The organism is Arthrobacter endolithicus, assembly GCF_026627425.1.
Classification (GTDB): Bacteria; Actinomycetota; Actinomycetes; order Actinomycetales; family Micrococcaceae; genus Arthrobacter_M.
The window spans coordinates 215,309-230,601 of sequence record NZ_JAPNLH010000001.1 but is presented as its reverse complement, the minus strand read 5'-3'; the positions used below and the strand labels follow the sequence as shown (position 1 = coordinate 230,601).

Sequence of the window (15,293 nt, the reverse complement as noted above, 5' to 3'; positions counted from 1 at the left end):
GACGTGATTGCAGGGCGAGGGCCCGCTGCTGCGGTGTGGACGTGTTCGTCGTACCCCCAATAGAATCAAAGGAAATCACCACGGTTGCACCTCTGCCCTCCACGGCTGACGGGTTCGCAAGTACTCTTCGAAAGGATACAGATGCGGTCCGGTTTCAGTTTCTTCACTCGCGTTCTCGCCGCCGCGGGATTAGCTGCACTGCTGCTTGGCGCGTTACTTCTGGTTCCGCGCGCAGCCGCCTATGCCCAACCGCCGGTGACCATTCCGGCCGGTCAGCACGTGGTCGACGATGCAGGGGTGCTCGGCAGCCGGGCCGGGGATGTCAACGATGCCATTACGAAACTGGGTAAGGATCACGGTTATACCCTGTTCGTCGTTTATGTGAAGTCCTTCGATTCCATGGCTCCACAGGCATGGGCCCAGCAGGTGGTCGACAGCAAGAGCATGGGCAGCCACGATGCTCTGCTCGCCGTCGCCACACAGGATAGTCAGTTCGCGTTCCTCGGCGGAAAGAACACCGCACTGACCGCCAAACAGGGTGAAAGTATCACCGGCACGGCGATCAAGCCGCAACTTAGCCAGCATAACTGGGCGCAGGCCGCTATTAACGCAGCGGCCGCACTCGGGGACGCCGCCGGCGGCGGCAGCGGCACCGTTCCCGACCCCACCGGTGGTTACGTCGCCCTCGGAATCGGCGGCGTCGTCGTCCTCGGTGGTGCCGGCACAGCGCTCGCCATCCGCCGTAATCGCCGGAAGACCGCCCAGGCCGCTACCGAATCAGGTTACGGGCCCCAGGGTGAAAAGCTGGATCCGATGGCGGGAACTAGTATTCCCGAGCTGCGTCAAAGCGCCGGGTCCTTGCTGATCGCAGCCGACGACGCGATAAAGTCCAGCGAACAGGAAATCGGTTTCGCCCAGGCGGCCTACGGAGATGAAGCGGTCAAACCTTTCCAGCAAGCCCTGCTTGAGGCGAAAGGGCATCTACAGGAATCATTCAAACTGCAGCAGCAGCTCGACGACGCCATTCCGGACACGATAGAGGACCAGCGCGCCTGGTACGGGGACATCATCCGGCGCTGTGAAGCCGTTAACGCGTCCTTGGAAGCGCAGAAAGCTGAATTTGATTCGCTGCGCGAACTGGAAAAGAACGCTCCGCAGGCTCTGGCGACCGTGGCGGAAGGCCGCAAAAAAACCGAATTGTCTGTTGCCAAGGCCCGGGCCGCTTTGACCGACCTGCAGCACCGGTACGCGGAATCAGCGCTGAGCACCGTCGCAGATAATGTCGAACAGGCCCAGGATCGTCTCGAATTTGTCCAGACCGCGTCGCAGAGCGCACAGGAGAAAATCGCGTCCTCGGATGTCAGCGGCGCCGCCGTCGCGGTTCGGGCCGCCGAGGAAAGCCTGCATCAGGCCAAACTCCTGCTCGACGCCGTGGGAAAGGTATCTGGGGATCTGGACCAGGCGATGGCGGCGCTGAAGGAATCCATGACGGACACCGCCTCCGACCTCGCTCAGGCTAGAGCCCTTATCTCCGCCGGCTCGAACCCACAGTTCGCCAGTCAGATCGCGGCCGCAGACGCTGCACTGGGCCAAGCCCAGAAGCAGCTCACCGCAGGGCTGCCGGATCCAATCAACATTCTTGCCCGCTTGGAGAAGGCCCATGCGGACCTGGATGAAATGCTCGCTGGAATCCGGGATCAGCAGCAACAGACCACCCGGGCACTGGCAGCACTGGCGCAGACCATCCGGGCGGCGCAGGCACAGATATCCTCCGCCCAGGACTACATTGCGGCGCGCCGCGGCGGAGTTCGATCCGAGGCAAGGACCCGCATCGCCGAAGCGCAACGCAACCTTGACTACGCTCTGTCAATCCAGCGGACCGATCCCGTGTCGGCATTGACATACGCTCAGCAGGCCAGCGCCCTGGCCCAGCAGGCCGTCCAACTCGCCCAGTCTGACGTCTCCGGCTTTGGCGGGGGCGGTTACGGCGGTTATGGCTCCGGCGGTGGCATGGGCGGCGGCTTTGGCGGCGCTATTTTGGGCGGAATTCTAGGCGGCATGCTCTCCGGTGGCGGGCGTGGCGGCGGCAGCTGGGGTGGCGGCGGTTTTGGCGGTTTCGGCGGCGGCGGGGGCGGCTTTGGCGGAGGAGGAGGCGGCTTCGGTGGCAGCGGCGGCAATTTCTAGCCTGCGCTGCCGGTAGCCGGCCCAGCGGTTTTTTGACACGCTTGCTTCAGCTCGAAAAATTCGTTCTTCAGAGGAACTCAATCAAGAGCACGACGGAAGGTAAGACGATGGTAAAGCAGTCCATTTTCGGCCGCATCTCACAACTGGCCAGGGCCAATATCAACGCGCTGCTGGATCAGGCAGAGGATCCGCAGAAGATGCTGGATCAAATGGTCAGGGACTACACCAACAACATCGCGGAGGCCGAGTCCGCTGTGGCGCAGACCATTGGTAATCTGCGCATGCTCCAAGATGACTATCAGCAGGACATAAAAGCCTCCCAAGACTGGGGCACCAAGGCCTTGGCAGCCAGCCGCAAAGCCGACGAATACCGCGGCGCCGGAAACGATGCCGACGCGCAGAAATTCGACAACCTTGCCAAAATCGCTTTGCAGCGCCAGATGAGCTCGGAAAACGAAGCGCGGTCCGCCGAACCCAGCATCTCCTCGCAGTCAGAGGTCGTGGAGAAGCTCAAGACCGGCTTGAACCAGATGAAGTCGAAGCTGGGCGAGCTCTCCAATAAGCGCAATGAACTGATTGCTCGTTCGAAAACGGTCCAGGCGCAAACTCAGGTTCATGACGCGCTCAAGAGCATTGACATCATGGATCCAACCAGCGAAGTCAGCCGCTTCGAAGACAAGATCCGCCGGGAAGAGGCGAAGGTCCGCGGCCAGGCCGAGTTGCAGGCCTCCAGCCTCGACGCTCAATTTAACAGTCTGGAGGACTTGGGCGAACAAGCAGAAATTGAGGCCCGCCTCGCTGCCCTCAAGTCCGGCCCCGTGGCACCTCCTGCCGCCCTCCCTGCGGGGCCGGGTCTGTCCAAGGATGCTGCCGCAGCAGGGACACAGCTGGACGAGGCGGAGTTCGACAACCTCTAGGGCGCTTGACCTGCGGCTTCGGCTCTTCGGGCGCCCCGGGAGCCGCAGCCGCCCTCCGGTTGGGACCGGCGGGACAATGCGATAGGGTTGAAAGTACGTAGGGGAGTATCCGTTACGCTGCATACGTCAACACGTAGGGCAATGACGCTCTGCCGGGTGCAGCTGTCAGCTTTGAGCTGATTGGAGAGACTTATGGTGATTTCACCTGTCCTCACCACCCTACGAAAGCAGCCGTCATGACTGTCTCTCCCCTTATCTGGGGTCTTACCCTCGTCCTCATTCTCGGACTTCTGGCGTTCGACTATTTCTTTCACATCCGCAAAGCTCATGTTCCCAAACTCAAAGAAGCAGCCCTATGGTCCGGCATTTACGTCGGGATGGCACTGCTGTTCGGCATACTGCTGTGGGCTTTCGGCGGGGCGGAGATGGGGACTGAGTACTTTGCCGGCTACGTCACGGAAAAAGCCCTTTCCGTCGATAACCTGTTCGTTTTCCTGATCCTGATAGCGAGCTTCCGCGTACCGCGTGAAGATCAGCAAAAAGTTCTGCTCTTCGGGATTATTTTTTCCTTGATCGCCCGGACCGGATTCATTTTCCTCGGCGCGGCACTGATCAATTCGTTCGCCTGGGTCTTCTACATCTTCGGGCTGATCCTGCTGGTCACCGCCGGCAACCTGCTCAGGCCCGAGAAGGAGGACGAAGGCAGCGCGGACAATTTCATCATCAGGCTCGCCCGGCGCTTCTTCCACACCTCCGAGAACTTCGACGGAGATAAGCTATTCACGCAGGAAAACGGCAGACGCGTCCTGACCCCGATGCTGCTGGTGATGGTCGCGATCGGCGGAACGGATTTGCTGTTCGCCTTGGACTCCATCCCCGCCATCTTCGGGCTGACGCAAAATGTCTACGTCGTCTTCACAGCAACAGCGTTCTCGCTGATGGGGCTGCGCCAGCTGTACTTCCTGATCGACGGCCTCCTTGACCGTCTGATCTACCTTTCCTTTGGCCTAGCTGCCATCCTGGCCTTCATCGGCGTCAAGCTGGTGCTGCATGCTTTGCATGAGAACAACCTCTTCTTTATCAATGGGGGCGACCCCGTGCCGGTGGTCGAAATCAGTACCGGCGCGTCGTTGACTGTCATAATGGGCGTGCTGGCCGTGACCGTGATCGCCTCCCTGCTGAGCCCGGCAGGCAAGGCCCAGGCGGCAGTATCCGGGATCCGTCACCACGCCACTGAGTATCTGGATCTGTCCTACACAGCGGACCGCAGCGAGCGCGAGCGGGTTTACGCCTTAATGACGGCCGCTGAGGAGGAAATCCGCTATATGCCGCTCAAGCACCGCGATCGGGCGAAGGATGTAGAACAGATCCGCCGGTTGGTCAGCCGGGCGCATGAGGAGCACGCGACGTTCCCAGCCTCCTAGCCACGTCGACGGGCCTCGGTCCGGGACCCTGCCTGTCCGCTTTGTCGGATCGACAGGTTCCCGGGCCAAATCGCCTGCAGTGGCCTACATTTGGCTGAACGCCGCCGTCGCCGGGTCAGCCCCGATGCGCTGCCCCGATTCCAGCGAACCGACGGCGGCAAGCTCCTCGGTGGAAAGCGTCAGCGATGCTGCAGCCAGGTTTTCGCGCATCCGGTTCGAATCCGCGGATTTCGGAATGACAATGTTCCCGCAGCCCAGGTGCCAGGCCAGCACTATCTGCGCAGGGGTGGCCGCGTATTTGTCCGCTAGCTGCCGTACCGTATCGGCGGAGAGGTCATTGCCCTGGCCCAGCGGGCTGTACGCCTCCACCGCAATGCCGTGGGACCTGCTGGCCGCCGCGACGTGCGTTTGCTGGAACGTGGGATGCAACTCGATCTGATTGACCGCCGGCGTCGTATTCCCGCCGGCCAGCAGGGTGTCCAAATCCTCGACCCTGAAGTTGGAGACTCCGATTGCTCGGATCTCCCCCTTCGCGTAAAGCTTCTCCATGGCGGTCCAGGCGCCAACAAATTGGTTCTGCGACGGCACCGGCCAATGGATCAGATAAAGATCCACAAAATCCAGGCCCAGCGCCTTCCTGCTGTTCTCAAAGGCGGCAGCGGCATTCCCCTGTTCGCCATTGCGGAGCTTGGTGGTGATGAACAGCTCCTCGCGCGGAATCCCGGAGGCTGCAATGGCCTCGCCGACTCCCGCCTCATTGCCGTAGGCAGCGGCCGTATCGATGTGGCGGTAGCCGGCTTCCAGCGCATCCTGGACAATTTTCCGGGTGTCCTCCGGGGGTACCTGAAAAACACCGAACCCCAACTGCGGAATGGTTACGCCGTTATTGAGGGTCAGCTCGGCGACTTTAGCATTCAGCTCATTAGACATATGTTGCCTCTCCAGTCTCGTCCCACCGGCAGCGGTATGTTCCCCTACCCTCTACCCAGCCTAGACGCGTTGAGAGCAGACTGGCGGCATGCAATCTGCCCAGTTGGGCCGTTCGGGCCTTAAAGTTTATCGCGGCTGGATGGAAGACATTGTGGGCCGGTGGTTTGACCAAGGCGGCCTGCGGCGCGGACGTGAAACTTGAGGTGATCCCCGCTGCACAGCACTATGGGCTGGGGCTGATTCCGTGATCCCCGCACCGATTGTGGGGCCGCGTACCCGGCAGCAATTAGATTCCGCGGTCCAGTCGTATCCGTCCCGCCCTCTTGCCTGGTTCAGCGTAGATCCGCCTGGCCCGGCTACGCATAAATGACGATGGTGGTATTGCTGGCCCTGTCCCAGATGATCGAGCCATGTTGGAAGTCACTGCGCCGGCCACCGGTGATGTCATACTCGTCGGTCACGGGGTAACCCAGCGCACCGCGCTCCCAGCCCAATGAGCCCCACCGCGCCCTAATCGCTCCGAGCACGTCATGCGGTCCGGTCAACGGCGTCCAGTAGATGGACGCACTCCCGCCGACGCCGCTGAAGTTGTTGTACCGTCCCACTCCGTCCGGAGAACCGGTCTCGTCGCTGACCGGATATCCCAACACGCCGCGTTCCCAGCCCAGCGCCCCCCAGTGCGCACGGATCGCACCCTGTACAGACCATGCTCCGGTGGCAGGCGTCCAATAGATCGACCCGCCAATGCCGCCGTCGAAGTTGTTGTACCGGCCTACCCCGTCAGGGGAGCCGGTCTCGTCGCTCACCGGATATCCAATTGGGCCGCGTTCCCAGCCCAGCGCCCCCCAGTGCGCGAGGATTCCGCCATGCACCGACCAGGCGCCGGTGGCGGGCGTCCAATAGATCGACCCGCCTGTGCCGCCGTCGAAGTTGTTGTGCCGGCCCACCCCGTCAGGTGTCGCGGTCTCGTCGGTCACCGGGAAGCCGAGGAAACCGGCCGGCCCGTCCAGCGCCCAATAGTGGCCGCCGATGGCTCCGTGGACCTCGAAAGCGCCGGTGCGTGCCGACCATAGGATCGAGCCGCGCTGATAGTTGCGCCCGCGTCCGCCCGCCACCGGATATTCGGGCCCGACCGGCAGGCCCAGCACTGAGGCGGCACCGCCGAGCGCCGCGTAGTGCTGCGCGATCGGGTTGGCGGCATCCGGGCAGGAGACCAAGCCGGCCTGGTACTTGGTTTCCAGCACCGTCTTAGCGTCGGCCTGCAGCTGTGCGGCAAACCCCGGATCCTGACGGCTCTGCGCCAGCACAGCGCTGACCATCAGCGGGATGTCAGCCGACGAGCCGTCCAGCACCACCGTGCCGCCAGCGGCGAGGAACCCGATGGCGCGCTGGGCCGGGGTAAGGTCGCTGACCGCGGCGGCGTCCAAGCTGTCGGACATGATGACACCTGAGAAACCGAGGTCCCCGCGCAGCATCGTCTGCATCACCGTCGCAGAGAACACTGCCCGCAGGCCGTCGATCCGGCTGTAGCGGGCTTCCGAAATCATCACCACCGGCAGGCCCTGTGCCACCGCAGCGGCAAACGGCTGCAGGTAGGAGTCCCCGCGCGTGGTCACATCGTCGGTAACTCCGAAGGTGGTGTCCGTGTTGTCGACCACCCGGCCCAGGCCGGGGAAGTGCTTGCCGGTGGTCTGCACCCGGGCATTGGTCATGCCGGCCGCGAACGCGGTACCGTGCGCGGTTACCGCCCCGGGGTCGTAGCCATACTCGCGGTCGTAATAACCGATGGGGATATTGCCGGTGCCCAGGCTGGCCGGTACGGTATCCAGCACCGGTGCGAGGTTGAGGTTTACACCAGCCGAGAGCAGTTGCGCGCCCCACGAGGTGGCCGCCGAGCGCAGATCCGCCGGCGCCATGCCGCCCTGCGAGAGGGCGGTCGGTATAGCGGATACACCGGGACCGTTCAGCACCTGGACGTAGCCACCCTCCTGGTCCGCTGATACCCACAGCGCGACGCCGGCGGTGCTGGTAGCCTTCGCCTGCAGGGCGTCGGTTAACTGCCGGGTAGCGGTCAGCCCAGCCGCCGTGTGACCGATCAGTACCACGCCGCCTAGATGCTGCGTCGTGATGGTGTCCAGTTGGAGCTGGGTCGGCGCGGTGCCGCTGACGCCCATCACGAACAGCTGGCCCACCTGCTGTTCCAGCGTCATCTGCGAGAGCACCGATGAGACGCACAGTTGTGCGTCGGCGGCTGGCGCCTGCGCCGGGGTAGCCGCCGCCGTCGAGGCCGTCGCCGGGGTCGATGCGGCCATCGCCGCCGCCGACAAAATCATGATCCACCGTGCAAAACCGCCAGGCTGCATGGCAACCGCCTCCAACTCGCGTAACCACCATACTGCGGCCGTACGCTGACCACAATGGCAGTCAGAGCTTCAACCCAGCCCACCCCCCTCCAGACCACGGGATAGGGCGGCTAAGATCCTTTAGCGGATTGTGACCTGACCGTCCCCGACGTCCCAACGGGTATCCAACCGGACCTTCGCCAGCAGGCGGCGATCATGCGAAACCAGCAGCAGGGCGCCGTCGTAACTTTCCAGCGCTTCCTCGAGCTGCTCAATGGCCGGCAAGTCCAGGTGGTTGGTGGGCTCATCCAGTACCAGCAGATTCACGCCCTTGGCCTGCAAGAGTGCCAGCGCGGCCCGCGTGCGCTCCCCCGGTGAGAGGCTGCCGACCGCAGCCCTTGCCTGATCCGCTTTCAGGCCGAATTTCGCCAGCAACGTGCGGACCTCAGAGCTGCTCAGTTCCGGGAGCCGGGCCTCGCAGGCAGCCCCGAGTGCGTCCGTCCCTGCCAGCTGGCCGCGGACCTGGTCAATCTCGCCCACGGCGACGTTTGCGCCCAACGCTGCCGTGCCGCCGTCGGGCGCCTGGTATCCGAGCAGGAGCCGCAACAGCGTCGATTTCCCCGCTCCGTTGGGACCGGTGATCCCGATCCGCTCCCCCGCGTTGACCTGCAGTGATACCGGGCCCAAAGTGAATGCGCCATGCTGGAGCGTAGCCTGGTTCAGCGTTGCCACTACCGAGCTGGAGCGCGGCGCGGCGCCGATACTAAACTGAAGCTCCCACTCCTTTCGTGGCTCCGCCACCTCGGCCAGCCGCGCAATCCGTGACTCCATCTGGCGGACCTTCTGCGCCTGCTTTTCGGAGGACTCGGTACTGGCCCGGCGCCTGATCTTGTCATTATCCGGCGCCTTCTTCATCGCATTGCGCACCCCCTGCGAGCTCCATTCCCGCTGCGTCCGGGCACGCGCCACCAGATCGGACTTCTTGTCCGCAAACTCGTCGTAAGCCTCGCGGGCCTGCCTGCGTGCGGTGGCGCGCTCCTGCAGATAGGCGTCGTATCCGCCGTCATACACAGAGACCTGGTTTTGCGCCAGATCCAGTTCCACCACGGCGGAAATGCAGCGGGCCAGAAATTCGCGGTCATGCGAGACCAGGACGACCCCGCCACGCAGCCCCTGGACAAAGGATTCCAGCCGCTGCAGGCCCGCCAGATCCAGATCGTTGGTAGGTTCGTCCAGAAGCACAATGTCGAACCGGCTCAGCAGCAGCGCTGCCAGCGCAGCCCGGGCGGCTTGACCGCCGGAGAGCGACGTCATCTGCGCGGCCGCCCCCGTCCCCAACTCCAGTTCCGCGAGCATCGCGGGGATTCTTTCCTCGAGATCCGCCGCCCCGCACGCCAACCAATGATCCAGCGCGGCGGCATAGTCGTCGTCGGCTGCCTTTGTCCCTGACGCCAGCGCTTGAGCCGCGGCCTCCATCCGGGCAGTGGCTTCGGCGGCGCCCGTACGGCGGGCAATGTAGCCGGCCACCGTCTCGCCGGCAAGGCGCTCGTGTTCCTGCGGCAGCCAACCGATGAACGCGTCCGACGGCGCGCGGCTGACCGTCCCTGCCAGCGGTTCGTCCACGCCGGCAAGCAGGCGCAGCAGCGTCGATTTGCCGGCGCCGTTAGCACCTACAACACCCACCACATCCCCCGGCGCGACGGTCAGATTCAGATCGGCGAACAGCGTCCGGTGTGCGTGGCCGCCGGAAAGGTCCTTGGCCACGAGTGTTGCAGTCATTAGACCAGCTTATGCAATCCTTCTGCATTGTTTGGCCAGGTGCCCCCAGCCTGCGGGATGGCTGCGGCGGCAGGAGGCGCGCGGGCCGCTGCGGCAGCAGGCACGCGGGCCGCTGCCGCAGCAGGCGCGCGGACGGCGCCAGCAGCGGACGGCGCCACGGGACTACTATCACTGGTACGGATTCAAAACGGCCAGGAAGAAGCAGATGAAATACGTCAAACTTGGAAATACCGGCACCGATGTCTCTGCTTTGGCTCTGGGCTGCATGAGCTACGGGGAGCCGCACCGCGGCAACCACGGCTGGACCCTGTCCGAGGAAGAATCCCGGCCGTTCTTCCGTCGGGCCATCGAGCATGGCATCAATTTCTTCGATACGGCCAATGTTTACTCCGACGGCTCCAGCGAGGAAATCACCGGACGCGCACTGGCGGACTTTGGCCGTCGCGAAGAACTCGTCCTTGCCACCAAAGTCCACGGCAGAATGACCGAAGGACCGAACGGGGCGGGCCTGTCCCGCAAGCACATTCTGTGGCAGATAGATGAGAGCCTTCGCCGGCTTGGCACCGACTACATCGATCTGTATCAAATCCACCGCTGGGATCCGCTGACCCCGCTGGAGGAAACGCTGGAAGCCCTGGACGATGTCGTCCGCGCCGGCAAGGTTCGCTATCTTGGTGCGTCGTCGATGTACGCCTGGCAGTTTTCCAAGGCACTGCATGCCCAACAGGCCAATGGGTGGGCCCGCTTCGTCAGCATGCAGGATCACTATAATCTGATCAACCGTGAGGAAGAGCGCGAAATGTATCCGCTCTGCCGGGAAGAAAAGATCGCGGTGTTGCCCTGGAGTCCGCTGGCCCGGGGCAAGCTGACTCGGGACTGGGACCAAGAGACAACACGCGCAGGCCTGGATGTGTTTGGCCAGACCCTCTACCGGCAGGCCGAAGACGCTGACCGGAAGGTCTCCATGGCCGTGGCCGCCGTGGCCCAGGCCCGCGAAGTTCCCCGCGCGCAAGTCGCGCTGGCATGGGTCTGCGCTAATCCCTGCGTCAGTGCGCCGATTGTCGGGGCCACGAAGCTTGGCCATCTGGACGACGCGATCGCTTCCTTAGACATCACCCTCACTGCCGAGGAGCTCTCCGCACTGGAAGAGCACTACATTCCGCACGCCCTTGCGGGCTTTTAGCCGCCGTGGAGAAGTTGTCTGCTGACCTCTGGTGGGCGCCGTCTGCAGATCTACCTATGGCGCGGTGAGTGCGCCAAGAGTAGGATCCCGGCATGTCCACTGGCGCCCCGAATTTTGCCGTACTTCCGCAGCCATTCCCGCCCAACAGACAGCCGTCCGGGTCGGTGCGCGCCCCGGGGGATGCCAGGGTCTGCAGACAGGAATGGCCCAGCCGACAGCCTTCAGCGCGGGCCTCCTCTGCATTGTCTTCGCGGCCATCGCACCGACCATCAAGCTTGCGCCCCTGTAGGGAGACAATCATGTCGCGTCCACGAAACCGAACTGCCGTCGCTGCTTTTGTAGTGGGAGTCGCCTTAAGCGGCTGCACGCCCACACCAGCCCCCACACCAGCCCCCACGACCACCCCGGTGCCTTCTCCCAAGCCGAGCGCACCGGCAAGCAGCGGCGCACCGCCTGCTCCCACCCCTGGCCCCGAGGCCTGGTCGACCGCCGATGCCACCCTGCCGGCTACCGGTGCTGCTAACACAGGTTCGTCTTTGACGAACATCAGAGTTGCCGGCCATCCCGAAGGCAACTTCGACCGAATTTCCCTCGACTTCCAAAATGGCCCGGAACTGCACGCCCACTATGTCCCGGAGGTTTTCCACGATGCGTCCGGTGACAAGGTTGACCTTGACGGGGGAGCTTACCTGCATCTGTCGTTTAGGGCCTCCGCTCATGACGGGGAAGGCCAGTCGACGCTTCCCAACAGGCCAAATCCCCCGGTTTCAACCGGACTTCCAGGCCTACTCTCCTACGCCGAGACCGGTGACTGGGAAGGCGTCTTATCGATCTCCTTGGGGCAAGCCACCAAAGCCGGCTTCAAGGTCGGGCAGCTAATACGCTCCGGTGATACTACGACCGTTTACGTTGATGTTCGCCGGCCCTAGTACGGGACTGATGACACGTTGGTGGTATTCGCTGCTTGTCGGGGCCCGCGGCCGCTGGCGGGCAAAATACAAGGCGCTGACCCGTGTCTACACCGGTCAGCGCCTTGTCATGGTTGCGGGGACAGGATTTGAACCTGTGACCTCTGGGTTATGAGCCCAGCGAGCTACCGAACTGCTCCACCCCGCGTCGCGTGATCAACTATACCCGCTTTCCTCCGGCCCGAAGACCGCTTCCAATGCGGATCGGCAAATGGCGCTTGCCTGGTTGCGGGCAGAGCCCCGCATCTGTGCCCGCGGCACGGTCCGGTCCGGACGCTGAGAGAACAGTGGCATTAACGCAAGAGACCCTGACCGGATTTTCCACCGGTCAGGGTCTCTTTGTGGTTGCGGGGACAGGATTTGAACCTGTGACCTCTGGGTTATGAGCCCAGCGAGCTACCGAACTGCTCCACCCCGCGTCGTGATCTTCACTCTACCTTAGGTCCTCCCGCAGGACCTAATCTGAGAGCACATCAGTGGGCCGTGAGCTGCGTGGCGCCGCCCGAGGTTCCGGGGCGCATTCCCAGTGGAACCGCCCCGGAGCCTGCCGGGCTACTTGGTCGGCTTGGCGGACGACGACGGCGATGCCGTCGAGGTACCAGACGACGACGGCGAGGCCGTCGAGGTGCCGGCAGAGCCAGCGGCCGGCGCACCCGCACCGGCTCCCGTCAAATTCCCCTCAGCTGCCAGCGCCGCAGCAATCGCAGCATTGAGCTTGGTCTGCGCCGCCCCATAGGCAGCGAAGTCGCCCTTGGCCAGCGCAGCCTGCCCGTCCTGGATGGCCTGGTTGGCATCCTGCAACGCCTGTGTCAGTGCAGCCTGGGCCGTCGGGTTCGGGGTTCCGCTGGCACCGGTGCCGCCCGTGCCCGGCGTCGTCGTCGCCCCGCCTGGCTTTTGCTTGTCCCCGGCCACTGCCCCCGAACTGCCGCCAAAGAGCTGATCGAGGGCTTCGTTCAGCGTTGCCGCATAACCGATCTTGTTCCCGAAGGCCACCAGCACGCGCTGCAGCGTGGGGTACGACGTTTCACCGGTGGATTTAACATAGACCGGCTGGACGTAGAGCAGCCCGCCGCCCACCGGGAGGGTGAGCAGATTGCCGTTGAGGACACTCGACTGACCCTGCTTCAGCAGGTTCAGCTGCGTAGACACCGTCGGATCGGAATTGAACGTATTCTGCACCTGGCCGGGGCCGGGCACCTGCGTGTCCACCGGAAGCTCCAGCAGCCTGAGCTTGCCGTAGCCGGACGCCTTCACCCCTTTCTGGTTCCCCGCATCGGCGTCGGCCGCCATGAAGCCGTACAGCACGTTCCGCGAATCCGTTCCCTTCACCGACTGCGGAATGAACGACGTCGTCAAGGAGAAAGCGGTCTTCTCCTGTCCCGGCATCTGCAGTGAGAGGTAGTACGGCGGCTGCTTGACGTCGGCCGAGGCCGTCGGATCATTCGGGATGCTCCACGCCTGGGTGTTTTTGTAGAACTCACCCGGGTCCGTCACGTGATAACGGTTCAGCAGCTCGCGCTGGACCTTGAAAAGGTCCTCCGGATAGCGCACGTGGCTCATCAGGTCACCGGACATTTCGGAGAACGGCTTTACCGTCGTCGGGAAGGCTTTTTGCCACGCCTTCAGGATCGGGTCCTGAGCATCCCACGCGTACAACGACACCGAACCGTCATAGGCATCCACCGTTGCTTTGACCGAGTTCCGGATGTAGTTAATGGAGCTATTGGGCAGCGCGCCGGACCCTGTCTTGGACGTCAGCGAGTCCGTGGTGGCGGATTCGAGCTGCTGTTGTTGGGAATAGGGGTATGCTGCGCTGGTCGTGTAGCCGTCCACGATCCACTTGACACGGCCATCGACGAGGGCCGGATACGGATTGCCGTCGATGGTCAGGTACGGTGCCACCTTGGCGACCCGCTGCTCGGGAGAGCGGTCGTAAAGGATCTGCGACTTGTCGTTGACTCCGTTGGTCAGCAGCAGATCGGAGGACTGGAACTTGATGGCGTAAGAGAGCCTGTTGAGCCAGTTCCCGACGTTAGGGCCGGCGTTTCCGGAGAAAGTGGTCGACGCTTCACCGCTGGTCCCTGAACCCTGCGGGCGGTCCAGTTCCACGTGCGGGGCACCCTCCGGCGCACCCACGATGGAGTAGTCCGGGGAGAACTGACCAAAATAGATGCGCGGCTGGTAGCTCGTATCCGTGCCCAGCTTGCCGACGGACGGAACACCGGACTGCATGAACACCGGTTTTCCGTCCGCGGTGGCGGTGTTTCCATAGGCCGCCACGATGCCGTAACCGTGTGTGTAGACGAGGTGTGTGTTGTACCAGGTCTGCTGATCCGGACTGATCCCGTTGGGATTGAGCTCACGGACGGCAATAACCGTATCCTGAACCTTGCCGTCGATGTTATATCGGTCCACGTTCAACGTACTGGGGAATTTGTAGTACGGACGATACTGCTCCAACTGACCAAAAGTAGTGGAGATCAGGTTCGGGTCCAGCAGCCGGATATTGGCCGCGGTCTCCGCGTCCTGCCGCAGCGCGCCCGGTGTGGCGTCTGTCGTTGCGTTATACGGCGTGACCTCCACGTTATCGAGCCCGTAAGCAGACCTCGTCGAATTGATGTTTTTCCCAATGTACGGGCTCTCCAGCGCAGCCTCCGAGGGCTTGACCTGGAATTGCTGCACTGCCCAGGGGTAAATGCCCCCGGCCAGGATGGCGGTAATGATCAGCATGGCCGTACCGATGACCGGCAGGCGCCAGCGGCCGATCACGGCGGCCACGATAAACAACACGCCAACGATGACCGCGGCGACGGCAAGGATTGTTTTGGTGGGAATGACGGCGTTGACATCCGTGTACAGGGCGCCGGAGCGCAGGCCGCTGTTGTCCTGCAGCGTCGAGTACCGATCCAGCCAGAAGTTGACGGCCAGCAGGATCAGGAAGGCCGCGGCCAGCACGGCGAGCTGAATCTGCGCAGCCCGGCTGGTGAAAAGGCCACGTTCCTGCAGCCGGATAGCGCCATAGAGGTAGTGGGTCAGGATTCCGGCGATGGCCGAGATGATCACGACGCTGATCAGGAAACCGACGACAAACCCCAGGAACGGCAGGGTGTTGATGAAAAAGCTCAGATCGAGTCCGAACTGCGGATCTTTTTGGCCAAAGGGAACCTGATAGAGAAACAGCAGGACCTTCTGCCACTGCCCTGCGGCCGCGGTACCGGCAAACAGGCCGAACACCGCCGGCACACCGATCATCACCAGGCGACGGACCGGTTCCAGCTGCGCCTGATAGTGATTCAACGTGTCCTGGGTCTGGCTGTCCGGTGCGTAGATGGGGCGTGCCCGGTATGCGACGCGCACGGAGGCGTAGATTCCGCCGCCCATGATCAGGAAAGCGGCCAGGAATATCAGTACTCTGGAGGCGTTCTCACGCCAAAAGACCTCCAAGAATCCCAGCTGGGAGTACCAGAGGACATCCGTGTAGACGTTGGCGAAGAAGACGAAGGCAATGACCAGTACGGCCACCACAATCAGGGTTGGCAACAGCGGCCCTCGCCGGCGTCGGGAGT

Annotated in this window: 9 protein-coding genes and 2 tRNA genes; 5 read left to right on the top strand and 6 right to left on the bottom strand. The window is 63.2% G+C overall.

All coding sequences use genetic code 11. The annotated features are described in order from the left end of the window. The first annotated feature begins 141 nt into the window (after nucleotides 1-141). From OS914_RS01120 to OS914_RS01110, 3 genes are all read left to right on the top strand, one after another. Nucleotides 142-2,184 carry a TPM domain-containing protein gene (locus OS914_RS01120; protein ID WP_267544214.1) on the top strand — a complete coding sequence of 681 codons (2,043 nt, stop codon included), beginning with the start codon at nucleotides 142-144 and terminating at the stop codon, nucleotides 2,182-2,184. Nucleotides 2,185-2,291: 107 nt separating this feature from the next. Further along, nucleotides 2,292-3,101 (top strand): PspA/IM30 family protein, encoded by an 810-nt coding sequence (locus OS914_RS01115; RefSeq protein WP_267544213.1) that lies wholly within the window; start codon nucleotides 2,292-2,294, stop codon nucleotides 3,099-3,101. Nucleotides 3,102-3,337: 236 nt separating this feature from the next. Beyond that, the gene (locus tag OS914_RS01110; protein WP_267544212.1) at nucleotides 3,338-4,525 is read left to right on the top strand and encodes a TerC family protein; all 1,188 of its coding nucleotides are present in this window, start codon (nucleotides 3,338-3,340) and stop codon (nucleotides 4,523-4,525) included. A gap of 84 nt (nucleotides 4,526-4,609) precedes the next feature. Here OS914_RS01110 and OS914_RS01105 read toward each other — a convergent pair whose 3' ends face one another. The 3 genes from OS914_RS01105 to OS914_RS01095 form a co-directional block, all read right to left on the bottom strand. Next, a complete protein-coding gene (locus OS914_RS01105) occupies nucleotides 4,610-5,455 on the bottom strand; it encodes an aldo/keto reductase (RefSeq protein WP_267544211.1) in 846 nt (281 codons plus the stop codon). A 356-nt stretch (nucleotides 5,456-5,811) separates the two neighbouring features. Beyond that, nucleotides 5,812-7,818 carry a glycoside hydrolase family 3 N-terminal domain-containing protein gene (locus tag OS914_RS01100; RefSeq protein ID WP_267544210.1) on the bottom strand — a complete coding sequence of 669 codons (2,007 nt, stop codon included), beginning with the start codon at nucleotides 7,816-7,818 and terminating at the stop codon, nucleotides 5,812-5,814. 120 nt (nucleotides 7,819-7,938) lie between these two features. Next, nucleotides 7,939-9,576, bottom strand: coding sequence for an ABC-F family ATP-binding cassette domain-containing protein (locus tag OS914_RS01095; RefSeq protein WP_267544209.1), 1,638 nt, complete (start codon nucleotides 9,574-9,576; stop codon nucleotides 7,939-7,941). 205 nt (nucleotides 9,577-9,781) lie between these two features. Between OS914_RS01095 and OS914_RS01090 the strand changes: the two genes are divergently transcribed. After that, nucleotides 9,782-10,759 (top strand): aldo/keto reductase, encoded by a 978-nt coding sequence (locus OS914_RS01090; protein WP_267544208.1) that lies wholly within the window; start codon nucleotides 9,782-9,784, stop codon nucleotides 10,757-10,759. 536 nt (nucleotides 10,760-11,295) lie between these two features. Beyond that, complete coding sequence (locus tag OS914_RS01085; protein WP_267544207.1) at nucleotides 11,296-11,688, top strand: AMIN-like domain-containing (lipo)protein; 393 nt, start codon at nucleotides 11,296-11,298, stop codon at nucleotides 11,686-11,688. A 110-nt stretch (nucleotides 11,689-11,798) separates the two neighbouring features. On the opposite strand, the gene OS914_RS01080 is transcribed toward OS914_RS01085, so the two are convergent. The 3 genes from OS914_RS01080 to OS914_RS01070 form a co-directional block, all read right to left on the bottom strand. Next, nucleotides 11,799-11,875: transfer RNA gene (locus OS914_RS01080), tRNA-Met, on the bottom strand. A gap of 194 nt (nucleotides 11,876-12,069) precedes the next feature. Then, nucleotides 12,070-12,146 (bottom strand) — tRNA-Met (locus OS914_RS01075). A gap of 133 nt (nucleotides 12,147-12,279) precedes the next feature. Continuing rightward, nucleotides 12,280-15,270 (bottom strand): UPF0182 family membrane protein, encoded by a 2,991-nt coding sequence (locus OS914_RS01070; protein WP_420713836.1) that lies wholly within the window; start codon nucleotides 15,268-15,270, stop codon nucleotides 12,280-12,282. Nucleotides 15,271-15,293 lie beyond the last annotated feature (23 nt).